22 protein-coding genes and 1 pseudogene are annotated in these 22,761 nt (G+C 72.6%); 13 read left to right on the top strand and 10 right to left on the bottom strand.

Annotation, left to right across the window (positions count from 1 at the left end; translation table 11 throughout):
- Window positions 1-94 precede the first annotated feature (94 nt).
- From BUB75_RS41300 to BUB75_RS41285, 4 genes are read left to right on the top strand one after another with little or no spacing between them, the layout of a single operon-like run.
- The gene (locus BUB75_RS41300) at window positions 95-610 is read left to right on the top strand and encodes a SigE family RNA polymerase sigma factor (RefSeq protein WP_073265849.1); all 516 of its coding nucleotides are present in this window, start codon (window positions 95-97) and stop codon (window positions 608-610) included.
- The gene (locus BUB75_RS41295) at window positions 607-1,749 is read left to right on the top strand and encodes a hypothetical protein (protein WP_073265847.1); all 1,143 of its coding nucleotides are present in this window, start codon (window positions 607-609) and stop codon (window positions 1,747-1,749) included. The genes BUB75_RS41300 and BUB75_RS41295 overlap by 4 nt, the downstream gene beginning before the upstream one ends.
- A gap of 23 nt (window positions 1,750-1,772) precedes the next feature.
- Window positions 1,773-2,180: a TetR/AcrR family transcriptional regulator gene (locus tag BUB75_RS41290; protein WP_084742418.1), complete on the top strand. Its 408-nt coding sequence runs from the start codon at window positions 1,773-1,775 to the stop codon at window positions 2,178-2,180.
- A 41-nt stretch (window positions 2,181-2,221) separates the two neighbouring features.
- Window positions 2,222-2,800: a dihydrofolate reductase family protein gene (locus tag BUB75_RS41285; protein ID WP_073265845.1), complete on the top strand. Its 579-nt coding sequence runs from the start codon at window positions 2,222-2,224 to the stop codon at window positions 2,798-2,800.
- Window positions 2,801-2,806: 6 nt separating this feature from the next.
- Here the strand turns inward: BUB75_RS41285 and BUB75_RS41280 are convergent, their stop codons facing one another.
- Window positions 2,807-4,009, bottom strand: coding sequence for an oxygenase MpaB family protein (locus BUB75_RS41280; RefSeq protein WP_073265843.1), 1,203 nt, complete (start codon window positions 4,007-4,009; stop codon window positions 2,807-2,809).
- Window positions 4,010-4,080: 71 nt separating this feature from the next.
- Between BUB75_RS41280 and BUB75_RS41275 the strand changes: the two genes are divergently transcribed.
- Window positions 4,081-4,683, top strand: coding sequence for a TetR/AcrR family transcriptional regulator (locus BUB75_RS41275; protein ID WP_178380113.1), 603 nt, complete (start codon window positions 4,081-4,083; stop codon window positions 4,681-4,683).
- 70 nt (window positions 4,684-4,753) lie between these two features.
- Here BUB75_RS41275 and BUB75_RS41270 read toward each other — a convergent pair whose 3' ends face one another.
- Window positions 4,754-5,386: a TetR/AcrR family transcriptional regulator gene (locus tag BUB75_RS41270; RefSeq protein WP_073265840.1), complete on the bottom strand. Its 633-nt coding sequence runs from the start codon at window positions 5,384-5,386 to the stop codon at window positions 4,754-4,756.
- A 51-nt stretch (window positions 5,387-5,437) separates the two neighbouring features.
- On the opposite strand from BUB75_RS41270, the gene BUB75_RS47445 reads away from it, so the two are divergent.
- Window positions 5,438-6,892: an NAD-dependent epimerase/dehydratase family protein gene (locus tag BUB75_RS47445; protein ID WP_073265838.1), complete on the top strand. Its 1,455-nt coding sequence runs from the start codon at window positions 5,438-5,440 to the stop codon at window positions 6,890-6,892.
- 132 nt (window positions 6,893-7,024) lie between these two features.
- Here the strand turns inward: BUB75_RS47445 and BUB75_RS41260 are convergent.
- Window positions 7,025-7,707: pseudogene (locus BUB75_RS41260) on the bottom strand (ArsR/SmtB family transcription factor); the annotation flags it as partial.
- 64 nt (window positions 7,708-7,771) lie between these two features.
- Between BUB75_RS41260 and BUB75_RS41255 the strand changes: the two are divergent.
- Both BUB75_RS41255 and BUB75_RS41250 read left to right on the top strand, forming a co-directional pair.
- The gene (locus tag BUB75_RS41255) at window positions 7,772-8,428 is read left to right on the top strand and encodes a hypothetical protein (RefSeq protein ID WP_073265836.1); all 657 of its coding nucleotides are present in this window, start codon (window positions 7,772-7,774) and stop codon (window positions 8,426-8,428) included.
- A gap of 70 nt (window positions 8,429-8,498) precedes the next feature.
- Window positions 8,499-9,815: an ATP-dependent 6-phosphofructokinase gene (locus tag BUB75_RS41250; RefSeq protein WP_084742414.1), complete on the top strand. Its 1,317-nt coding sequence runs from the start codon at window positions 8,499-8,501 to the stop codon at window positions 9,813-9,815.
- A gap of 7 nt (window positions 9,816-9,822) precedes the next feature.
- On the opposite strand, the gene BUB75_RS46840 is transcribed toward BUB75_RS41250, so the two are convergent.
- A complete protein-coding gene (locus tag BUB75_RS46840; protein WP_178380112.1) occupies window positions 9,823-10,971 on the bottom strand; it encodes an aggregation-promoting factor C-terminal-like domain-containing protein in 1,149 nt (382 codons plus the stop codon).
- Between the two features lie 104 nt (window positions 10,972-11,075).
- Window positions 11,076-12,545 carry an amidase gene (locus tag BUB75_RS41240; RefSeq protein WP_073265834.1) on the bottom strand — a complete coding sequence of 490 codons (1,470 nt, stop codon included), beginning with the start codon at window positions 12,543-12,545 and terminating at the stop codon, window positions 11,076-11,078.
- A gap of 155 nt (window positions 12,546-12,700) precedes the next feature.
- On the opposite strand from BUB75_RS41240, the gene BUB75_RS41235 reads away from it, so the two are divergent.
- Window positions 12,701-13,450 carry an LPXTG cell wall anchor domain-containing protein gene (locus BUB75_RS41235; protein ID WP_143175750.1) on the top strand — a complete coding sequence of 250 codons (750 nt, stop codon included), beginning with the start codon at window positions 12,701-12,703 and terminating at the stop codon, window positions 13,448-13,450.
- 16 nt (window positions 13,451-13,466) lie between these two features.
- Here BUB75_RS41235 and BUB75_RS41230 read toward each other — a convergent pair whose 3' ends face one another.
- The 3 genes from BUB75_RS41230 to BUB75_RS41220 all read right to left on the bottom strand — a co-directional run bounded on the left by BUB75_RS41230 (window position 13,467) and on the right by BUB75_RS41220 (window position 16,272).
- Entirely contained in the window at window positions 13,467-14,111 is a 645-nt protein-coding gene (locus BUB75_RS41230) for an NUDIX hydrolase (RefSeq protein ID WP_073265830.1), read from the bottom strand.
- A 66-nt stretch (window positions 14,112-14,177) separates the two neighbouring features.
- Window positions 14,178-15,773 carry a methyl-accepting chemotaxis protein gene (locus tag BUB75_RS41225; protein WP_218618086.1) on the bottom strand — a complete coding sequence of 532 codons (1,596 nt, stop codon included), beginning with the start codon at window positions 15,771-15,773 and terminating at the stop codon, window positions 14,178-14,180.
- 91 nt (window positions 15,774-15,864) lie between these two features.
- On the bottom strand, window positions 15,865-16,272 hold the full coding sequence (locus tag BUB75_RS41220; RefSeq protein WP_218618085.1) for an acyl-CoA thioesterase: 408 nt from the start codon (window positions 16,270-16,272) through the stop codon (window positions 15,865-15,867).
- Between the two features lie 60 nt (window positions 16,273-16,332).
- Here BUB75_RS41220 and BUB75_RS41215 point away from each other — a divergent pair, with 60 nt between their 5' ends.
- A complete protein-coding gene (locus BUB75_RS41215; RefSeq protein WP_073265826.1) occupies window positions 16,333-16,689 on the top strand; it encodes an MmcQ/YjbR family DNA-binding protein in 357 nt (118 codons plus the stop codon).
- Window positions 16,690-16,765: 76 nt separating this feature from the next.
- Here the strand turns inward: BUB75_RS41215 and BUB75_RS41210 are convergent, their stop codons facing one another.
- Both BUB75_RS41210 and BUB75_RS46835 read right to left on the bottom strand, forming a co-directional pair.
- Entirely contained in the window at window positions 16,766-17,872 is a 1,107-nt protein-coding gene (locus BUB75_RS41210) for a hypothetical protein (protein WP_143175749.1), read from the bottom strand.
- Between the two features lie 32 nt (window positions 17,873-17,904).
- Window positions 17,905-18,582 (bottom strand): TetR/AcrR family transcriptional regulator C-terminal domain-containing protein, encoded by a 678-nt coding sequence (locus tag BUB75_RS46835; RefSeq protein ID WP_073265822.1) that lies wholly within the window; start codon window positions 18,580-18,582, stop codon window positions 17,905-17,907.
- A gap of 150 nt (window positions 18,583-18,732) precedes the next feature.
- Here BUB75_RS46835 and BUB75_RS44695 point away from each other — a divergent pair, with 150 nt between their 5' ends.
- The 3 genes from BUB75_RS44695 to BUB75_RS41190 form a co-directional block, all read left to right on the top strand.
- Complete coding sequence (locus tag BUB75_RS44695) at window positions 18,733-20,124, top strand: MFS transporter (protein WP_178380111.1); 1,392 nt, start codon at window positions 18,733-18,735, stop codon at window positions 20,122-20,124.
- Between the two features lie 11 nt (window positions 20,125-20,135).
- Window positions 20,136-22,121 (top strand): glycoside hydrolase family 3 protein, encoded by a 1,986-nt coding sequence (locus BUB75_RS41195; RefSeq protein ID WP_073265820.1) that lies wholly within the window; start codon window positions 20,136-20,138, stop codon window positions 22,119-22,121.
- A 139-nt stretch (window positions 22,122-22,260) separates the two neighbouring features.
- Window positions 22,261-22,761: DUF222 domain-containing protein (locus tag BUB75_RS41190; protein ID WP_143175748.1), on the top strand; the 501-nt coding region annotated here is incomplete at its 3' end.

The raw sequence follows: 22,761 nt of genomic DNA, 5'->3' as shown, positions 1-22,761 counted from the left end.
CACCGAGGCCGGATCCGAACATCTACGAAATCGTGTCAACCGGGAGTGGCATCCGGCGCGTCCCATGATCCAGACACACGGGGAAGGGAGCTGGATGGACGCGCTGGCTCAGGCGGCGTTCCGGGACTTCGTCTCGGACCGAACGTCCGCACTGCTGCGCACGGCCTATCTGTTGACCGGCGACCGCGGACAGGCCGAGGACCTGCTGCAGACCGCGCTGGTCAAGACGTACGTGTCCTGGAACCACATCCGGGACAAGGCGGCGCTGGACTCCTACGTGCGGCGGGTGATGGCGACGACCGCGGTGTCCTGGTGGCGCCGCCGGTGGCACGCCGAGCGACCCAGCGGGGACCTGCCGGAACCGCGGCAGGACGACGATCCGGCGTCCGACCACGCCGAACGGGACGCGATGTGGCGGCTGCTCCGGCGGCTGTCGCCGAAGCAGCGCGCAGTCCTCGTGCTGCGGTTCTACGAGGACTGGAGCGAGGCGCAGATCGCCGAGGCGCTGGGGATGTCGGCCGGCTCGGTGAAGAGCCACGCGTCCCGGGGGCTGGCCGCGATGCGGGCGCAGTTGGACGTATCCGAACCCACGCGGGAGGGGCGGCGGTGAACGACCGGACGGAAGAGTTGGTGCGCGCGATGCTGGAGACCCGATCGGTGGAGGCCGGGGAGCGGTCGTTGGACGTCGACGCTCTGGTTCGCCGGGGTGAGTGGGTGCGGCGGCGACGTCAGCTCGGCGCGATCACCACGACCGCGGTGGCCGCCGTCGTCGTGATCCTGACCGCGACGCTGCTGGTCAAGTGGAACACCGGCACGGAGGCGATCCGGCCGGTGAAGGGGCACGGCGCACCGGTCGACCTCACCGTGGTCGACGGCGAGCAGCTGCGCACGAAGGACGGCGAGGTCACGGTGCCGATGGATCTGACCGCACTCGGTGCGCGGGTCACCGAGGTCCGGGACGGCTGGATGAGCCTGTCGCGGACGTCCGAGCTGAGCTTTATCAACGCGTCGGGCGCGGTGACGCCGATCGCTGACAACATCGACAGTTATCTGATCGACGGCACCGGCACCCGGATCGCGTTCACCAGGAAGGGCGGGCTCGCGGTCGGCGTCCTGCGCGACGGTCGGGTGACCGGCCTCGTCCCGACGCCCTCGGCCCACGAGGCGTACCCAGTGGCCTTCGTCGGCGAGCGTGTGGTGATGATGCAGGCCGGTTCCTGCTGCGGCGGCGACAACCAGCAGTACGTGGAGCCCCGGTTCGCGGTGTGGGACCCTCCGGCCGGGGGGTTCACGCCCCGCTGGACGACCGGCGTCACCGCGGTCCACGGGCCGGTGCTGGACGGAACCCGGCTGCTCGCCACGGTGCGGCAGGGGTCGGTGAACGAGGACACCGGGTGCCTGGCGCTGCTGCGCCCTTCAGACCTGTCGGTCCTGGCGAAGCAGTGCGACCTGGGACTGTCGGCGGCGAGCACGTACGGGACGCTGTCGCCGAGCGGGCGGTACTTCTTCGACCTGGTCGTCACCAGCGGGCGGGAGTACGGCGTGCTGATGACGATCGGCGCCGACCTCGGCAACCTGACCCGCACGGACTTCCCGACGCCGGACGAGCCGCCGACCTGGGATGACGACACCGCGCTGGCCACCGTCAACCGGCACCTCTACCTCTGGCGGTCCGGCCAGGAGCCCGAGCGGATCCAGCGCTTCGCGAACCAGACCGACCTCGCGCCCCGCCCGTTCGTGCGGGACTGACCCCGCCGGTGTAGTACTTCACCGTGCCGCAGAATCCGGAGCGGCGTACCGCGCTGCTCGACGCGGCCATCGAGGTCCTCGCCCGGGAAGGGTCCCGTGGCCTGACGCTCCGGGCCATCGACAAGGAGGCGGCGGTGCCGATCGGCACCGCCACCAACTACTTCGCGAACCGGGACGAGTTGCTCGCGCAGGTCATGCGGCGTACGCGCGAGCGCCTCGCCCCGGATCCGGAGGCCCTGGCCGCAACGATGACCCCGGCGCCGTCCCACGAGCTCGTCGCCGAGCTGATGCGGCAGTTGCTCGCCCGCATGCGCGCCGACCGGGCGAGCAACCTCGCGATGCTGGAGCTGCGCCTGGAGGCCACCCGGCGGCCCGCCCTGCGCACGGAGCTGAGCAGCTTCCTCACCGCGGAGCTCCAGGACAACGTCTAATTTCCTGACCACTGCAGTTGAAGTGGTCAGGAGGACATCGCATGCGCAAGCTCGTGTATTACGTCGGGGTCACGATCGACGGCTACCTCGCCGGCCCGGAGGGGCAGACCGACTTCTTCCCGGTCGGCCCCGAGATGGCCGCCTGGATCGGGCGCACGTATCCGGAAACCCTGCCCACGCACGTCCGGTCGCACTTCGGCGTCGCGGACGCGCCGAACCAGCGGTTCGACACGGTGGTGATGGGCCTGGGCACCTACCGGCCCGGGCTCGACGCCGGTATCCCCAGCCCGTACGCCCACCTGCGGCAGTACGTCATCTCGACCACGCTCGGCGCGATCGACGACCCCGCGGTCGAGCTGGTGGACACCGATCCGGTCGCCCTGATCCGCAGGCTCAAGGCCGAGGACACCAAAAAGGACGTCTGGCTGGCGGGCGGTGGCCGGCTCGCGGCTTCGGTACTGCCGGAGATCGACGCGCTGGTCGTCAAGAGCTACCCGATCGCCGCCGGGGACGGCATCCCGGCGTTCCGGGGCGCGTTCTCCCCCACCGCGTTCCGCCCTACCAGCCGCGAGTCGATCGGCGACGGCACGTCGATCACCTGGTTCGACCGGGCGGACTGACCGCGGTCATGCCCCGGGCCGGGCAGGATGCGCGCGGCCGCCCGCCGGCGACGCGTCCACCAGGTCGTGGCGCACGTCGTACTTGGCGCGCAGCCGCGCGTCCTGCTGTTCGCCGTACCGCTCACCGGCGCGTGTCCGCGGGCCGAGCGTCCACGGCAGACGGTCGAGGACACCGTTGACCGCACCGAGGACCGGGCCTACGGCCCGGATCACCGCGGTCATCCGCGTCCGGGGGATCCCGAGCTCGTCGGCGATCCCGTCACCCACAAAAATCCGTTCCAAGCCGTGGACGACGCTCGGCGCGGCGCCGCGCGCCCGAGCCGGCAGTAACCCCTCGATCTCCGGCACCAGGAAGTCGCGGTTGATGCTGCCGACCAGCGTGCGGCAGTACTCGTCGACCGGCGGGCGGGTGAGCAGGTAGATGGCTTCGAGGCGCTCCTGCTCGGCGCGGTCGCGCGGCAGCATCTGTTCGTGGATGCCGAGCAGGTGACCCAGGTAGCGCCACCGGGCGTAGGCGGCGCGCTCCTCGTACGGCAGTTGCGGGGCGCCGATCGCCCGCATCGCGCGGATCGGGATCATGCAGAACTCGACCAGCGTGTACGCCAGATAGGCCTGGCAGATCGGGACGCCCCAGGCGTCGAGGTCCCAGTCGGGGCGGCCGGAGAGCGCGCGGCGGACCAGCGCGTGGATGATCCGGACCCGGACCGTCAGTTCGAAGCCGCGCGAGAACCGGTCGACGCCGCCGGGCTTGGCGACCTCGGAGAGCCAGGACCCGACCTCGATCGTGCGAGCGCCGGCGTTGTCGAGGTACCGGCCGGTCATCTCCAGCGGACGTGACGCGGCAGCGTTCGCGTAGCCGCTGACCAGCGACGCCGCCCCGAGCGCCAGGCCGGACTGCCGGACGTACCGGGCGGCGTGGACGGTGGCGGCGTCGGTGCCCGGCAGGTCGGCCCAGTCCGGGACCGCGTCAAGCTGGGCGAACAGCGCGTGCAGCGACGGCGGAGCGTCCGGAACCGCCGCTACGCCGTCGCGGCACGCGCGCCGGAGCATCTTCATCCCGGCGGCGTGGCCGATCGTGTCGAAGTCGGCCACGAACGCGTCCGCGAGCGGATCGCCGATCCACATCGCCCGGACGTACTCGTCGGCGAACGGGCCGAACCGCCGTTCCGCCTCGTCGCGGTTGCGCATCGAACTCGGGATCCGCTCCATGCGGTGAGAGTAAAGTGAAAATTTCTCACCTTCTATTCACTTCTCGGCCGCCCGGGATGCGGAGGCGCCGCATGGTACGTAAGCAGCGGATCCAGCCGGTTCAGGAGCGCGCGCGGCGGATGCGGCGGGACCTGCTCGATGCGACCGTTCACCTTCTGGAGTCCGCTGGCGCCGCGCAGCTCACGACGACGGCGATCGCGGCGCACGCGCACGTGAGCACCGGGACGTTCTACCGCTACTTCTCCGACAAGAACGACGTGCTCACGGCGCTGCGCGAGGAGGCCGTGCGGGCGATCAGCGTCGATCTGATGGCGGGGGTCGCGGCGGCGCTCGACCTCGCCGTGGAGGATGGGGTGCGGCTGATCGTCGAGACGCTGGTGGCGGCGTTCGAGCGGCACCGGGCGGTGATCCTCGCGATGGCCGAGGCCAACCCCGGCGGCACCACCGCGAACCTGCTGCCGTCGATCGAGGCCGACCTGTATCCACTGGCGACCGTGCTCCCCCGCAGGCACCGCCCGGACGCCACCCCGGAGCAGCTGGACGCGATCGTGTTCCTGTCGATGGGCGTCCTGGTGTCGACGTGTCTGCGGATCGCGCTGCAACGTCCGTCGCACGTCTCCCGGGACACGCTGGTGGACCTAGCCGCGTCGATGGTCCTCGCGGGTTTCCGCTGACTGGTGGCTGCGGGCCGCTCGAGGCGGATTGCATTCGGAAGGGCTAGAGCCCTTCCGAATGCAATCTGCCTCAGGTCGCCATCGATCGGGCCAGGTGGCCGAGGGTCGTGGAGAGTTCCTCGACGGTCCGGCCGTCGCGCTGGGTCCACTGCTGCAGTTGCTCGGCGGAGAGCACGGCCAGCAGCGCCTCCGCGCGGGTGCGGGGGTCGGGCGCGCCGGCGTCCCGCAGTAGCACCTCCACGTGCAGACGCCAGAACCCGTAGACCGGCTTGGCGAGCCGTCCGCCGGGCGTACCGGTCTCGGAGAGCAGCACCAGGTCCAGCGACCGGACCGAGTGCTCGATGTATGCCGCGACGAACGCGACCAGCCGCTCCTCCCCCGGTGCGCCCGGGCCGAGCGGCGGCGGGCCGTACAGCAGCCGCTCGTGCAGCTGGCGCCCCCGGTCGTCGAGCAACGCACCCGCGAGGCCCGACTTGTCCACGAACCGCCGGTAGACCGTGCCCTTGCCGACGCCGGCCGCCGCGGCCACGTCGTCCATGTTCAGGCCCGCGACGCCGTGCTCGGCGTGCAGGCGAGCCGCGGCGTCGAGCACGCGCCGGCGGTTACGGGCGGCGTCCGCGCGTTCGGGCGGAGCCGCACCGAGCACCGGAAGGTCACGCCGCCCCGTTGCCGAACCGGACTTGAGTCCGCTAACGTCGTCCATAGGCGGACTCTAGTCCGCTTATGGATACACCCGCTACCTGGGGAGCACCTCATGCACGTCCTCGTTCTCGGCGCTACCGGCTACCTCGGCTCCGCCGCCGTCGACCGGCTGGTGGACGCCGGTCACCGCGTCACCGCCGTATCCCGCTCGGGTGGGGGCGCCGGGCCCGTCCCCGCGGCCGACCGAGTCCCCACGACCGCCGCTGAGCTCGCCGGCCCAGGCGCGGCCGGCCGCGTCACCGCGCTCCCCACCGACCGGGTCACCGCCGACCGGGTCACCGCGGACGCCGCGGACCGGGCCGCCGCGGTCGCCGCCGACCCGGGCACCGCTGCCGCCGCGGACCCAGGCACCGCTGCCGCCGCGGACCCAGGCACCGCGGTCGCCGCCGACCCGGGCACCGCGGACGCCGCGGACCGGGCCGCCGCGGTCGCCGCCGACCCAGGCACCGCTGCCGCCGCGGACCCAGGCACCGCTGCCGCCGCGGACCGGGTCACCGCTGCCGCCGCGGACCGGGTCACCGCCGTCGCCACCGGCCGCGCCGCGGCGGCCGCCGCCGATCGGGTGACCGCGGTCGCCGCGGACCTCACCGATCCGGGGGCGATCGCCGCGCTCGTCACCGAGGACGTCGACGCGGTGCTGCACACCGCGGCGCCGCTCGGCGACGCCGACCTGCCGCTGGTCGACGCGCTGGTCGACGCGCTCGCGGGCAGCGGGCGCCCGCTGGTGTGGACCAGCGGCATCTGGGTCCTGGGGCGCACCGGTGACACGCCTGCCGACGAGTCGACACCGGTGGCGCCGATCGTCATCACCGGGCCGCGGGCGCAGGTCGAGGAGCGGGTCCTCGCCGCGGCCTCGCGGAACATCCGGACCGTCGTGCTGCGGCCGGGCGTCGTCCACGGCCGGGGCACCGGCATCCCGGCGATGCTCGTCAGCTGGGCGCGCGAGCTGGGCCACGGCCGCTGGGTCGCCCCGGCCGACGCCCCGGCCACGGGCGGCGTTGCCGCGGACGGCCTTGCCAGCGCGGCCGACGCGGACGGCCTTGCCGCCGCGGACGGCCTTGCCGGCGCGGCCAGCGCGAACGGCGTTGCCGGCGCGGACGGCGCGGCCAGCGCGGACGGCGCGCGCGGGGTGAGCGGCGGGCGCGGCACCGCGGCGGGGCCGCGGTGGCCGTTGGTGCATGTCGACGACCTCGCCGACCTGTACCTGCGGGCGCTGACCGGGGCGGACGCCCAGGGGCTCCTGCACGCCGTGGCCGAGCCGGGGGTTCCGGCTGCCGAGCTGGCGCGGGCGGCCGCCGTCGGCGCGGGCGTCGAGCCGACCGCGGTGCCGTGGCCCGAGGAGAAGGCAGCCGTCGAACTCGGCGCGCCGTTCGCCGAGGCCCTGGCCCTGGACCAGGTGATCACCGCCGAACGCGCCCGCGCACTCGGCTGGACCCCCACCCGCCCGTCCGCCGTCAAGGACCTGGCAACCGGCTCCTACGCCGCCACCCCGGAGCGGACCCGATAAAGCGGGCTATAACGCCCCCGAGCGGGTCCACTTCGACGCCCCCGCTGAGACGCCCCCGCTGAGACGCGGACTCGTTCGAGCGCGCCGGAGCCCGCCCGGACGGGTCCGCTACGGGTGGGCGTCGAGGTCGGGGACGTCGAGGAGGTCGGTGAGGGCGGCTCTGCCGGTCGGGGTGGTGCGCACCGCCCGCCCGGAGCCGACCCGCTCCCCCATCCACGGCCGCGGAACGTCTCGCAGAGCGCCACGCCGACCCGGCCCGCGACGTGCTCGCGCCGCTCGGTCCAGTCCAGGCATCCGCGCGTCAGCGGACGGCGGCCCGGCGCCAGCTCCGCCGGGTCCACCCCGAGCGTCCCGGTCAGCCACGTCTTGCCGGCCGGCGTGAGCGCGAGGCCACCGGCGCGGTCGAGCAGGCCCGCGTCGGCCATCGCGTCGGTCACCGCCACGCCGAGACGTCCGGCCAGGTGGTCGTAGCAGGTGCGACCGCGGCGCAGCGCGGCGTCCGCGGTCACCGCCCGCAGCCCACGGGGCGGGGCCGGACGCGGCACGGCCCTGGCCGCGAGGTCTTCGAGCAGGTACGCCACCGACGGATCGGCGAGCTGCACGTACCGGTGGCGCCCCTGACGCCGCTCGACGAGCAGGCCGCCCTCGACCAGCCGGTGCAGCTGCTCGGACGCGGTGGAGCGCGCCACCGTCGCGTGAGCCGCCAACTCCCCCGCGGTCCAGGCCCGGCCGTCGAGCAGCGCCAGACACATGGCCGCCCGAGTCTCGTCGGCGAGGAGCGTCGCGAACGAGGCGAGGCCGCGGGCGGTGGTCACCCACCCATTCTCGGCCCCGGATCGTTCGGGCCGCACCGAACGGTCACGGCCCTACCGTCGCGGCATGCAGCAGATCCCGAGCGGCGAGGCCGCTTCCGTGCTCACCGATCCGGCGTTCGTCGTCCCGCCGGTCCCGCCCGCGACCGGCGGCGTCGCCTGGCTGCGGGCGACCGTGGCCCGCTTCAGCACCGGAGAGGACCACGCGCGGCGGCGGGCGCTCGCCGTCGGGATGCTGGCGGCGGTTCCCCCGGACTCGCTGCGCGGGGCGTACCGTGGCCACCCGGTGGATGTGCTGGCGCGGGCGCTCGGCATCGCCGCGCCGGTCGTCGAGCTGGTGGACTACGTCGCGCAGGCCTACCAGCCGGGCACCGGCGACGAGACGCGCGCCGACGCCGCTCTTCCCCGCCTGGTGGAGGCGTGCGGCGGCGCGTACGACGAGACCACCGCGGCCCGTATCGGATTGCTCGTCCAGGCGTGCCGGGCGACCGCCGACCTGATCGACCGATCCCGGACCGCACCGGTCGAGGAGGTCCTACAGAACCGGCCGCCGGTGCCGATGACCAAGCGGCAGGCACTCGTCGGGGGTGACCTCGTAAGCGTGCCGCTCGCCGGTGACCTGGCGTTCGGCGCGGGCCCGCACCGCTGTCCCGGGCGTGCGCACGCGCTCGCGCTGGTCGACGGAGCTCTGCGGGGGCCGAACCGGACGAGACCGGCCTCTTGATCGATTCCCGTACCGAATTCCGTGCGCTACCGTTCTTCACGGCGATTGCGTTCCGGGTGAGGAAGAAACCGTGCGACTGAGTGACTTGCAGGCGATCACGCATGAAGACCTGTTGATCACCCGGTTGGGTCAACGCACCGTGGATACGCCGTTACAAGAGCTCCTCGGCAACCGTCAGGAATCGGTGCATTACGTCACCGAGACCGACCGGGTTCTCGTCGACGACACGCTGGGAATGGCCAAGAACCGGGGCGTGGAGGCGGCCGACCTCCCGGCGTTCAACCCCGGCGGGCCGCGGCGAAAGCTGTTCTTCGACCCGTCCGAGGTCACCGCCGCGATCGTCACCTGCGGTGGGCTCTGCCCCGGCCTGAACAACGTGATCCGCGCGCTGGTGCTGCACCTGCGGCACGCGTACGGCTGCCGTGACGTCCTCGGTTTCCGCAACGGCTACCAGGGGCTCGCCGACGGCTCGGAGCCGCTCCGGCTCACCCCGGAACTGGTGCGCGACATCCACACCCGCGGCGGCACGATCCTCGGCACGTCCCGGGGCAACCAGGACCCGGCGACGATGATCGAGACGCTGGTCCGGCACAACGTCAACATGCTGTTCGTCGTCGGTGGCGACGGGACGCTGCGCGGCGCACAGACGCTCGCCACCGAGGCGGCCCGGCGCGATCTGCCGATCGCCGTCGTCGGCGTGCCGAAGACGATCGACAACGACATCCCGTGGATCGACCACAGCTTCGGGTTCCAGACCGCGTACGCCCGGGCCGCGGAGTCGATCCAGGCCGCGCACGTCGAGGCCAGCTCCGGCGTGAACGGCATCGGCCTGGTCAAGCTGATGGGACGCCACTCGGGGTTCATCGCCGCCCACGCCGCGCTCGTCGCGCAGGGCGTGGACTTCACGCTGATCCCCGAGGTGCCGTTCACGCTCGACGGGCTGCTCGACGGCGTCCGGAAGAAGCTGGCGAACCAGGGACACGCGGTCGTCGTGGTCGCCGAGGGCGCCGGGCAGGACCTGCTGCCGCCGTCCACCGCCACCGACCCGTCCGGCAACCGCAAGCTGGTTGACATCGGCGCGTTCCTGAAGCAGCAGCTCACCGAGGGTCTGAGCGACCTGCCGCTGTCGCTGCGCTACATCGATCCCGGTTACGCGATCCGGTCGGTGCCGGCGAACGCGTTCGACGCGGTGTACTGCACCCGGCTCGCGCAGGCGGCCACCCACGCGGCGATGGCCGGCTTCACGTCGGTGATGGTCGGCAGCCGCCGCGGGCGGTTCATCAACCTGCCGATAGCGCTGGCGACGAAGACGAGCAACCACGTCGACCCGCACGGCGACCTGTGGATGGCCGTGCTGGAGACCACCGGGCAGCCGCTCTCGCTCTGACGCGGCGTCAGTAGTGCCCGTTGTTCTGGAAGTAGGTCCAGGCGCCGCACGGGGTGTCGTAGCGCTGCTTGATGTAGCCGAGGCCCCAGCGGATCTGGGTGGCCGGGTTGGTGCGCCAGTCGTCGGCCACCGAGGCCATCTTGCTCCCGGGTAACGCCTGCGGGATGCCGTAGGCGCCGGACGACGGGTTCTCCGCCTCGGTCCGCCAGCCGCTCTCCTTCGTCCAGAGCTGCTCCAGACAGGTCATCTCGCTGCTGGGGAAGCCGTACTCGGACAGCAGCGCGCAGCCGGTGTTCTTGTTGCCGGAGTACGTGTTGCAGTCGACCGGCGCGGTGGGCACCGGAGCGCCGGTCGTTCCCTCCTCGGCGCGTTCCTCTCGGGCCTCGGCGGCGCGTTCGGCGGTCTCGGACGCGGCTTCCTGGGCCGCGACGGCCTTGTCCGCGGCCCGGGACTGCGCCTCGTCCAGCACCGCCTGCCGCTGCCGGGCCAGCGCGGCCTCGTCGGCGGCGTCCTGCTGGTCCCCGCCGGGCGGGCCGGGCGTCGCGTCCTGCGCCGGGTCGTCGGCCTGCACCTCGTTCGTCACCGTGACGCTGTCCGGGGCGGTGTTGCGGATGAGCGTCACGGTGACACCGAGGATCACCGCGCTCACCACGACCACGACCGCGGCGATGCGCAGCGGCAGGTACGGGGTCGGCCGAACGTGCTTGCCACGCCCCGCCCGCCGCGGCCCCTCCGCCGGCACCGCCGGATCGGCCGGATCGGCCGAGGAGGCGGCGAACGCCCCGGGGATCCCGTCCCCGCCGGGCGGCGGCACTGCTCCGGGCGGCACGGGGGCTCCGGGCGGCACAGCGGCCCCCGGCATCGGGCCCGCCCCAGGCATCGGGCCCGCCCCGGGCACCGGCGGCGCCCCCGGCATCGGGCCCGCCCCGGACATCGGCGCCGCTGCGGGCGGCGCCTCGTCGGCGCGCCAGGCCGCACCGGAGACCGGCGCGGTCACGACCGTCGGCGCCTCGGCCGGGGGCCGCTGGCCCGGCACCGTGTACGCGTGCGGCGGCGGTGGGGGGCCGGCCGCGGCTGGTGCGCTGCTCACCGGCGCCAGCTGGGCGGTCGCGTCCCCGGCGCTCGGGGGTAAGGAGCCCTGCTCTGTACCCGGCATGCGCACCTCTCACCTCGGGAGCCTCGGGAGCGCTGCCCGGCACTCCGGTCCCACGACTCGTCCGTGTCCCCACGCGCGCTCGGCGCGACCGTACCGAACCCCGGTCAGCCGACGAGCGCGGGCCGCCGATCCGCCCACGGCGCAGCGGTTTCGAGTTGCGCGGCCAGCCGCAGCAGCGTCGGCTCCGCCCCGAGCCGACCCACGAACTGCACGCCGATCGGCAGCCCGTCCGGCGTGGAATGCAGCGGCACGGTCATCGCCGGGCGTCCGGTGAGGTTGGCCAGCTGCGTGTACGGCACCCAGCCCAGGTTCTCCCGGATCAGCCGGTCCACGATCCCGGTGTGGCGCAGCAGCCCGGCGGTGCGCGTGGCCAGGAACGCCTTCTGCCCGGCCCGCAGCGGCGCCGGGATGTCGAAGAAGCCGATCCGGGGCGGCGGCATCGCGGTGGTCGGCGTCAGCAGGAGGTCGGTGGACGCGTGGAACGCGGCGAGCCGCCGGGTGTGCTCGTGCCGCCGCTCGATCGCGCGCGCGAACACGACCGGGGACGTCGCCCGGCCGATCGCTGCCATCAGCAGCGTGTCCGGCTCGAACCCGGCGTCACCCGCGCCGGTGGCGCGCTTGACGTCCTCGACGGCCTGCGCGCACGCGACGAACCACGTGGTGAGGAAGTCGGCGGCCAGCGCGGCGTCGTCCACCGGCTGTTGTTCGAGTTCGACGACGTCGTGGCCCAGCTCCGCCAGGAGCGTCGCGGCGTTCTGCGCGGCAGCGACCGCTTCGGGGTGCGGGTCGGGGTTGATCGCGCTGGCCGTGCAGACCGCGACGCGTAACCGGCCCGGCTCGCGTCCGATCTCGTCGAGGAACCGGCCGGCGGGCTGCGCCGCGAGGTAAGGCGCGTCGTCGGTGGGTCCGACCAGCACGTCGAGCAGCGCCGCCGTGTCTCGGACCGAGCGGGAGATGACACCGTCGGTGGCCGTACCGCCGAGCCCTTCGGCCCGCTCCGGACCGGCCGGGATCAGGCCGCGCGACGGCTTGAGGCCGAACAACCCGCAGGCGGACGCCGGAATCCGGATCGAACCACCGCCGTCGCTGGCACCGGCGGCGGGCACGATCCCGGCGGCGACCGCGGCCGCCGCTCCCCCGGACGACCCACCGGGGGTGTGGTCGGTGTTCCAGGGGTTGCGGGCCGGGCCGTACAGGTCCGACTCGGTGATGCCCTTGGCGCCGAACTCCGGCGTGTTGGTCTTCCCGAAGACGACCAGGCCGGCGTCGATCCACCGCTGCACGACGGTCGACGTCGTCGTCGCGGGTGTGTTCGCCAGCGCGCGGCAGCCGCCGGGCGTGGGGTAGCCGGCGAGGTCCTGGTGCAGGTCCTTGATCAGGAACGGGACGCCGCGGAACGGCTGGTTCTCGGCCGCGGAGGACGGTGGTTCGACGTCGGCGACGATCGCGTTGAGCTGCGGGTTGACCTTCTCGGCGCGGAGCAGGGCGGCGTCCAGCAGTTCGGCCGGGGAGACCTGGTCGGTGCGCACCAGCTCGGCCAGTCCGACCGCGTCGTACGACGTGTACTCGTCCACCGAGCCGCCTTTCGAAGAGGGGGCCGCCAGACTAACCGGACCGGTACTGCCAAGTACCAGAATCCCGGCGAATGAACGCGCGAGTGCCGCATACCTCGTTTAACGGACTTTCATGATGTGAATACTTGAAACGGGACCTGGCGAGGAGGCGGCACATGGCGGATCACCCGGATCCTGCGCCGAGACATTCGGCTCAGGAGCGGACCGAGCACGTGACCCCGCCCGCGCTGTCGCTCCTGGCAGGCACCAGCCGCGACACCGCGGTCATCCTGCTGGCAGGCGCCACCGCGGTGTTCCTCGCGCTGGCCGTCGCGCTGAGCCTGCTGCTCTGGCGCGCGCACACGAACGCCGACACGCTCGCGGCCCGGAACGCAGCCGCCACCCCGTCTACCCCCGACGCGTCCGCTGTCGCCCAGCCGGTGGCACCGGCACCGACGGCCGAAGTGGTCCCCGGCGAGACCGCGGCGTCGGCAGCGCAGGACGCGGAGGAGACCGCGCACGCGGAGGAGACGACGGCCGAGGAGACCGCCGCCGCCGAGGAGACCGCGGAGGCGACCGCGACCGCGACGGCGGAGGCCTCCGCGACCGCGCACGCCACGGACACGACGGCGGCCGACCCGGACCTCGCGACCCACCACTACCTGCCGGTGACCGGCACGAACGTCTCGTGGCTGCTGGGCAGCGGGCTCGGGCTGACGCTCGCGGGGGTCACGCTGGCGAGCTACTACCGGCGCCGGACGCCGATCGTCTGCACGCTGGTGGACGCCACCGCCGTCGAGGCGCTGCGCTACGTGCTCACCCACCCCGCGCGGCGGGAGAGCGACCCCGAACCGCAGGCGCGACGCGTCACCCCGGCCGACCAGACCGGCCGCCTGCAGCGGGTCGCGGACCGCGCGAGCCGCTGACGGGTTGTTGCGCCAGTCAGTCGAAGTCGGCGGGCACGGAGCGATCCCGCGCGTGGACGCGCATGCGCTCCAGTTGCTCCGCGGTCGTCCGAGCGGTCGACAGCGGCGGCAGCGCGTCCAGCGCGAAGAACTCGACGTCGCTGGTCTCGCCGTCCAGGCCGGCCGTCGGAACGCCGTCGTCGAGCCGCTCCATCACAAAGAACAGCTTGTAGACGTGCCACGGCGCGACCGGCGAGTGCCCGTTGTGCGCGCTGCCGTCGTGCACGGCGGCCAGCTTCACCGCCCGCACGGCGAGCCCGGCCTCCTCGGCGAACTCGCGTTCGGCCGCCCGCGCCGGCCGGTCGAGCGCGTCCGCCCAGCCGCCGGGCAGCGTCCAGCGCCCGTCCCTGGCCTCCCGGACCAGCAGCACCCGGTCGTCCTCGAACAGCGCACCGCGGACGTCCACTTTGGGGGTGGCGTGGCCCGCCTCGAGCGCGAGTACGGCCTCCACCTCGGCCGGAGCACCGTCGGAGATCAGCCCCATCAGCTCCGCGGCCAGCGCGCGAATGCGCGTGTAGCGGTCGAGATCGTAGTGATCGGTGCCGTAGGTGAGCCCGTTCTGGGCCATCGCGGCCAGCTCGATGGCCATCCGGTGCAGCGTCGGGGTCAAGGGGGTGCCCATGCCTGAATCGTTCCACGGGGCCGCCCGGCGACAGCCGGACGGCCCCGCGACAGCGAGAGCGAATGCTCAGTACGTGAAGCGCGCCACCAGACCCTGAAGCTCGGCCGACATCGTGGCGAGCTCGTCGGCGGCCGCCCGGGTGTCGCCGACGGTCGCGGTGGTGCGCCGGGTGGCGTCGGAGACCCCGGCGATCGTCGCGGCGATGTTGCCCGCGCCGTCCGCCGCGTCGGTCAGCGTCCGGTTCATCTCCTGCGTAGTGGCGGTCTGCTCCTCGACCGCGGACGCGATCGTCAGCTGGATGTCGTTGATCCGCTCGATGATCGAGGAGATCTGGTCGATCGCCTCGACCGCACCGGACGTGTCCGACTGGATCGTTTGCACCCGCTGCACGATGTCCTCGGTCGCCTTCGCGGTCTCCTGCGCGAGGTCCTTCACTTCGTTCGCGACCACCGCGAACCCCTTCCCTGCCTCACCGGCGCGGGCCGCCTCGATCGTCGCGTTCAGCGCGAGCAGGTTCGTCTGCTCCGCGATCGAAGTGATGACCTTGACCACGGTCGCGATCTCGGTCGACGACTCGCCGAGCCGGGCCACGGTCGCGTTGGTGGCGGCGGCGACCTGCACCGCCTGCGCGGCCACCTCACTGGCCTCGGCCGTCGACTGGCTGATGTCCCGGATCGCCGCGCCCATCTCCTGCGACCCCGACGAGACGACCTGCAGGTTCCCCGAGACGACGTCCGCCGCGGCGGCAACGGTGTCGGCCTGCGTGGACGCCTCCTCCGCCGCCGAGCCGACCGCGCCGGACACCGACGTCAGCCGCTCCGCCGCGCCCTGCAGCGTTGTCGCGTTGCCGGCCAGCGACACGATGTCCTGACGCAACCGGCTGATCCCCCGGTCCAGCGAGGAAGCCATCCGGCCCACCTCGTCCTGGACCGTGACGCCGGACGTGCGGGTCAGGTCGCCGACGGCGAGCCCGTCGGCGACGTGTGGGACACCGGCCACCGCCTTCCGGACCCGGTTGGCGACCCGCATGCCGAGGTACAGGCTGACGACGACGCCGATGACCAGCAGGATCAGGATCGTGCGGGTGGCGCTGGACGCGTTGTCCTTGGCCTTGGCCACCGCGCTGCGGGAGGCCGCGGTGGCCTGCTGCTGCACGGACGCCTGGTCGGCAATCAGCTCACCGTAGAGCTCGTTGTACTTGGCGGCGCCCGCGGCCACCTCGGCCGGCGTGGACGTGCCGCCGGTCTGGATCGTCGCCATGAAGTCGAGGAAAGCGCTCCAGTCACTGCGGGCCTTCTCGACCAGCTTCTGGCCCGCGGAGCCGGTGAGGTTCGCCCCGAGCGTGTCCAGCGCCGCGTCGATCTCCGACTCGTTGGTCGCCATGTTCGTCTTGATCGTCGACGCCAGCGTCGGGTACAGCCGCAAGGCCGACACGTTCCCGCCGTACGACTCGATGTTCTTGGCGAACTGCCCGGACGCGCTGAGCACCGCGATGCTCCGCGTCTGCGCGGCGGCCGCCTCGTCGTTAAGGTTGTTCACGGTATTGATCGCGAGGCCGCCGACCACCGCGCCGATCACGGTCGCGACCAGCACGGCCGACGCGATCTTCGTCCGCAGGGACCGGTCGTCGAAGACCGCCCACACACCGCCACGTCCGGCCACCACGGTTCCCCTTCGGTCGACAACACCTGCCTGTTCGGCCGGAAGCAGGCGCAGCCGAGGACTTCGCCGCCGCAATTCGGTGGTGCCGGGCTCAGCGCAGCGGCGCCGGCGGTCCGAGCGCCGTGGCGAGCATCGGCGGGATCTCCCGCTTGCCCGATCCGTCGGTGCCGATCACGACGTACACCGTACGCGCGGAGCAGGTGACCTCGTCGTCGCCGCGCCGGACCTCGAAGTCGATCGCGAAGCTGGTCCGCCCCTGGTGGGCGGTCGAGACCGCGACGACCGCGTCGTCCTGCCAGCGCAGCCCTGATCGCCAGTCGATCTCCGACCGCACGAGCTGGGTGTCGAACCCGGCGCCGACGAGATCGGGGTAGCGCAGGCCCCGGAACTCGAGGAACGCGGCGAACGCCTCGTCGAAGTACGCGAGGTACCAGGCGTTGAACACCACTCCCTGTGCGTCGACTTCCATGTACCGCACACGGGTGGGATAGACGAACACGCGGCGAGCCTAGCGGCGCCCCCTAACCTGTGCGCATGCAGAGTTGCCGGGGCGGCGTCGATGGCTGACGCCGACGACGTCCGCCGGATCGCGTCGGCTTTGCCTCACGTGGTCGAGATCGACAGCGACGGCTTCGACTTCCGGGTCGGTAACAAGGGTTTCGTGTGGTCGTATCCCGAGCCGGGCCGTCCCCGGCGGATCCGGACCGACGTCGCGGTGCTCTTCGTGGGCGACGAGGCCGAGAAACAGGCTCTCCTGCTCGGCGAGTCGGAGCGGTTCTTCACCACCGCCGCCTACGACGGCCTGCCGCTCGTCATGCTGCGGCTGGAGACCGTGGACGTGGAGCGGCTGACCGAGCTGGTCACCGACGCCTGGCGCATGCGCGCCCCGGAGGAACTCGTCAACGACCTCGCCTGATCGCGGCCCCGGCTGCGGCCCAGCAGCCGCGCCCCCGGCTTCCGCGCCCCGCCGACCGTCAGCGCCCCGCCGACCGTCAGCGCCCCGGCCATCCCGGTTGCTGCGCCGGCGCCTGGTAACCCGACCCCGGCTGCCCATACCCCGGCGGCCCGGCCGGGTAGCCCTGACCCGGCTGCACATACCCCGGCGGCGGGAACTGGCCCGCGAACGCGGGCACCCCCGGGCCGCCCGGCCCCGCCTTGCGCTTCACCCACGCCGTCCCGGACTGCGTACCGACCAGCGCCACCGCCGCCGAGAACACCACCAGCTGCACGAACCCGAGCGCGAGCATCCCCTGTCCCACCGCGTTCAGCGTCGCGTCGTCGTCGAGATAGAACTCCATGCCGTCGTAGTAGAAGAGCAGCGCGAGCCCGAACAGGGTCGACGCCGTCACGATCCCCCATCGTCCGAAGAAGAACACCAGCCGCCGCGCCCAGTTGAACCCGGGCAGCGCGAGCGCGGTCCCGCCGGCGAGGATCAGTCCGCCCACCGCGCCGATGGCCCCGAAGATCAGCAGCGTCGTCGCTTCGTCCTCGATGCCGCCGTAGTACCCGCTCGCGAGGTCCACCGTGCCCGACCGGTACACCTGCCACACCGCGATCTGCGCACCGGCGAGCAGGACGCCGACCGCGAACAGCACGATCGCGACGATGATCCACCGGCGCCCGGCCACGAGCGATGGCGCCGGACGCGCGGCGATCACCGCGTCCCGGTACCGGCGCACGCCCGGCAGTACCAGCACGACCATCGCGACGAACTGCGCGACGAGGTGGAGACCGAGAAACACGATGACCGGGGGCTCCATCGCGCGGATGACGGCTGTGTCACCGTCGTCGGTCACTGCCGCGGCCGCCGTGACGACGAGCACGAACTGCGCGAACGCCCAGGCCGACGCGAGCACCTTGGCCACCGTGTGGGCGGTCGGCCTGCTGTCGGCCGCGACGACGAGCAGCCGCCCGATCACCGCGGGCACCACCGCCAGCAACAGCAGCGGGTACACCACCGGGCTGAGCTCGTCATCGCCCCTGTTCTTCAGCAGGATCACGAGGAACGCCAGGTACGCGACGACGCCGGTGGCGGCGGACACGTAGGACGCGACAACGGCCAGTTTCACGGCGGACGGCCGCGGGGGTAATTCGGACACCCGCAAGTTCTACCGCATCAGCATCAGGAACCTCAGCGATCACGTGCCAGTCGCTGCTCCAGCCCGGCGAGCACAACCTCCAGATCGAACTCCAGCTGCGCGTCGCCTGCCTGGAGGCCGAGGTCCCGCAGACCCCGCAACCCCGGCATCGCGTCGGCGGGTGCGGCGTCCAGCACACGCCGCACCTCGACCAGCTGCGGATGCACCCCGTGCCGCTCGATCAGCACCGCGTCCCGGGCCGAGGACACCAGCAACTCCGCGAGCAGAGCAACGGTGCGCCCCGCCTCGTCCGCGGTGAAACCGGCCCGCACCAGCACCTGCAGCAGCCCTTCCACGGACGCCAGCGCGGCCTCGCCGCCGGACAGCGGCATCCGCACGTAGTCGAAGAGCGCGCCGATGCCGATCATCGCGTCCCGCATCGCCCGGGTGTAGACCCGCACGGCGTCCTGCCAGTCACCGTCGTGCGGGAGCTGAAGGCTCCCGAGCCGCGTCGCCAGGGCGTCGGACGCGACCAGCTCCAGCAGACGCTCACGGTCGTTGACGTGGTAGTTGAGCGCCTTCCGGTCGACGCCGAGCCGCTCGGCGACCGCCTGCATCGTCAGCGTCTCCGGATCCAGCTCACGTGCCGCGGCCACGATCCGTGCGCGGTCGATCCGCGGTGGCCGGCCACGTCGACGACCCGTCGCCGCACCGGTATCCGGCTGTGCCATCCCGCCTCCTCGTCCCGACGATCCCAGCATATTTCCCGGGCGGAAGAAAAGTGCGAACGGCCCCTTGACCATTCGCTGACGTCCACCTACTTTTCCCCCACCGGGAAATATTGCTTCGCCGCACCCGGTACCCCTTCCGAGAGGACTCCCGTGACGACGCAGTCACCGATCGGGCCCACCGACGCGGCCGCACCCGCCGACGCATTCGCCCATGCGGCGCCCGACGCCGCCGGCGCGGCCCAAGGCCCCGTCGCGCCCAACGCGGTCACAGCGCCCGACGCGGCAGACGCGGCCGAGAACCCCGACCTCGCCGCGACGGCCGACACCTCGAGGCGCTCACCCCGCCTCCGCCGCCTCCTGGTCACGTTCGCACCGGCGAACCTCGGCCTGTTCCTCCTCTGGGGCGCGGTCCCGGGGATCCTGCTCCCGCTCCAGATCGAGGGCCTCGACCCGTCGGACAAGGCCGCGAACCTCGCGGTCGTCACCACGATCGGCGCGTTCGTCGCGATGCTGGCGCAGCCACTGGCCGGGACACTCTCCGACCGCACCCGCAGCCGCTACGGGCCCCGCGCGTCCTGGATCGTCGGCGGCACACTCTGCGGCGGCCTGGCCCTGCTCGGCCTGGCGGCGGCGAACACGCTGGTGCAGATCGCGGTCGCGTGGACGATCGTCCAGATCGCCTACAACTTCGTACAGGGCCCGCTGAGCGCCGTCCTTCCCGACCGGGTGCCCACCGCGCGGCGGGGCACGTTCTCGGCCGTGGTCGGCTTCGCCGCGATGCTCGGCGCCCTCGGCGGCCAGGTCGCCGCCACCGGGTTCGCCGACCACGTCGGCGCCGGTTACGTCACGTTCGCCGGCATCGCGCTGGTCACGCTCGCGCTGTTCGTCGCGCTCAACCCCGACCGTGACAACCGGGCCGCGCCGCGCCGGCCGTTCTCGGCACGAGCGCTGCTGCGCAGCTACTACTTCGACCCGCGCCGCCACCCCGACTTCGCCTGGGCGTTCCTCGGCCGCTTACTGCTCTACCTGGGCTACTTCGTCGTGCTCAACTACCAGCTCTACGTCCTGCAGGACTATGTCGGGCTGGGCGATGACGCGGTGGACTTCATCCCCGTACTCGGCGCGGTCATGCTGGTCACGACGCTGATCGCGACCGCGATCGGCGGCCCGCTCTCGGACCGGATCGGCCGCCGCAAGCCGCTCATCTACCTCGCCGCGGTGATCTGCGCGCTGGGACTGATCGGGCCGTGGGTCACGCCGACCACCACCGGCATGCTGCTCTTCGCCGCGATCGGCGGGTTCGGGTTCGGCTTCTTCCAGTCCGTCGACACCGCGCTGGTCAGCGAGGTACTTCCGGCGCAGGAGGACTTCGCCAAGGACCTCGGCGTCGTCAACATCGCCGCGACCCTCCCGCAGGTGCTGGCCCCCGCAGCCGCCGGGGCGGTGGTCGTCGTACTCGGTTACGCGGCGCTGTTCCCCGTCGGCATCGTTCTGCTGTTGCTCGGCGGCCTGGCCGTCGCCCCGATCAAGTCCGTCCGCTGAGAGGCACACCGATGTACCCGTACCAGGACGCCACGCTCCCGATCGACCAGCGCGTCGAGGACCTACTCACCCGCCTTCCGCTCGAGGACAAGGCCGGGCTGATGTTCCAGCCGATGACCGGCGTCGGCAATCTCGACGCCCCGAACCTGTTCGGCTCCCCGTCCACCCGGGAGTTCCTGGACCGCCGGATCAACCACGCGAACATCCTGTTCGCCCGGTCCGCCCGCGAGATCGCGGAGTGGCACAACGCCGTCCAGGCCGAGGCGCTCCGGCACCCGCTCGGCATCCCGGTCACGATCTCCACCGACCCGCGGCACCACTTCACCGACAACCCCGCGACCGCGCTGGTCGCCGGTCCGTTCTCCCAGTGGCCGGAACCGCTCGGCTTCGCCGCGATCGGCGACGCTGACCTCGTGGCGCGCTTCGCCGACGTCGTCCGTCGTGAGTACCTCGCGGTCGGCATCCGGACCGCGCTGCACCCGCAGATCGACCTGGCCACCGAACCGCGATGGGCCCGCCAGAGCTCGACGTTCGGCGAGGACGCGGACCTCACCGCGCGGCTCGGCGTCGCCTACATCCGGGGTCTGCAGGGCGAGCAGGTCGGCCCGGAGTCGGTCTCCGCGATGGCCAAGCACTTCCCGGGCGGTGGTGCGCAGAAGGACGGTGAGGACCCGCACTTCCCGTACGGACGCGAGCAGGTCTACCCCGGCGGCCGCTTCGACTACCACCTCGAACCGTTCCGCGCCGCGATCGCCGCCGGCGTCTCTCAGCTCATGCCGTACTACGGCATGCCGATCGGCACCGAGCACGAGGAGGTCGGCTTCGGCTTCAACCGGTCGGTCCTCACCGATCTGCTCCGCGACCGGCTCGGCTTCGACGGCATCGTCTGCACCGACTGGGGCATCCTGTCCAACACCTGCTGGGGCGTCGAGCACCTCTCCTACGAGCAGCGCATGCTCAAAGCCCTGGACGCCGGCGTCGACCAGTTCGGCGGCGAGTGGCGGACCGACGTCCTCGTCGGGCTGGTGACGGCCGGAGCCGTCACCGAGGAGCGCCTGGACACTTCCGTCCGTCGTCTGCTGCGGGAAAAATTCCGGCTGGGCCTCTTCGACAAGCCCTATGTGGACGCCGACCGCGCCGACACCGTAGTAGGAACAGCCACCGCACGCGCCGACGGTCTCGCCGCCCAAGCCGCGGCGCACACCCTGCTGATCAACGCCGCCGACGGCCCCGCCCGCCTGCCGCTAGGCTCCGGCCTGCGCATCTACGCCGAGGGCTACACCGCCGCCGACCTCGGTGCCCGCGCGACGCTCGTCGAGTCCCCCGCCGAGGCCGACGTTGCCCTGCTGCGCCTCCACGCCCCCTACGAGCAGCGCGGCGAGGCCGGCTCGGTCGAGTCGTTCTTCCGCGCCGGTTCACTGGCGTTCCCCGCCGATGAGATTCTGCGGATCCGCGCGATCTGCGCCACCGTGCCCACAGTCGTCAGCGTCTACCTCGACCGGCCCGCGATCCTCGCCGAGATCGCCGACGCCGCCGCATCCCTCGTCGTCAACTTCGGCGCGGCGCCGGAGGCGTCCGTCCAGGTCCTGTTCGGCGAAGCCGAACCGCTGGGGACGCTCCCGTTCGACCTCCCGTCGTCGATGGCCGCGGTCGAGGCCAGCCGGCCCGACGTGCCGTTCGACACCGCCGATCCGACCTTCCGCTTCGGCGATGGTCTCCGTTACCTCAGTTGGACGCCGTCCGCGGCGCCACCGCCGGTAGCGGCAGCCGCGGCGGCGCCGACCGGGCGGTACGACCTGACCACCACCACGTTCGGGACGCTGCTCGACGACCCGGATGCCCGCGGGATCATCGTCCGCCACGTCCCCGAACTGCCCGAACACCCACTGATCGATCTGGCCCGCGGCCTCCCGTTCACCGCGGTACTCGACCTGGCCAGCGGTCAGCTCGACACGGGGACAGCCGCCGCACTGAAGGCGGACCTCGCGACGCTGTGAGCACCGGCCGCGCGGGAGGTCGGTGGAGGTCAGCGCGGCAACTCCGCCCAGGGGTCGGCGCAATCACCGAGACCGCACCACCGCACTCCCGGGCTGTGGACAGCGGTTTCTGTCGGTGGGCGGCTCTAGAATTTCGCACATGAGTTCGATGGTCGGGTGTGTGGCGGTGTTGCGGGAGCTGGCCGGGGAAGACCTCGGCGGGCTCCCTGATTCCGCGCAGCTGGGCCGGGTGGAGGACTGGGAAGAGATCGTGCGGGTGGCCCAGGCCGGCCTGGCCGAAGCGGTCGGTGCGGTGCACCGCCGGGGCGCGGTCGCCTACAACGGTGCCCCGTCGACGAAGGCCTGGCTCCAAGGCTCCTTGAGAATGACCTCCGGTGAGGCCAGCGCTCTGGTGGACACCGCGCGCCGGTTACCGGTTCTGCCGCGTTTCGCCGCCGCCCTGTCCGCCGGCACGGTGTCCTTCGGACACGTGAAAGTCGCCGCGTGGCTGGCCCGCAAGGTCGACGCCGTCGATCCGGATTTGGTGCCGGTCGCTGAGGAGATGTTGTTCGAGAACGCCCACCGGCTCAGCTGCTCAGAGCTGCGGCAGATCGCCAAACGCATCCTCGAGCACCTACTCCCGGCGAAAGACCACCCGCCG

Origin of the sequence: Cryptosporangium aurantiacum (assembly GCF_900143005.1) — a bacterium.
GTDB classification, from domain to species: Bacteria; Actinomycetota; Actinomycetes; order Mycobacteriales; family Cryptosporangiaceae; genus Cryptosporangium; species Cryptosporangium aurantiacum.
This window is presented reverse-complemented; position numbering and strand designations above follow the sequence as displayed.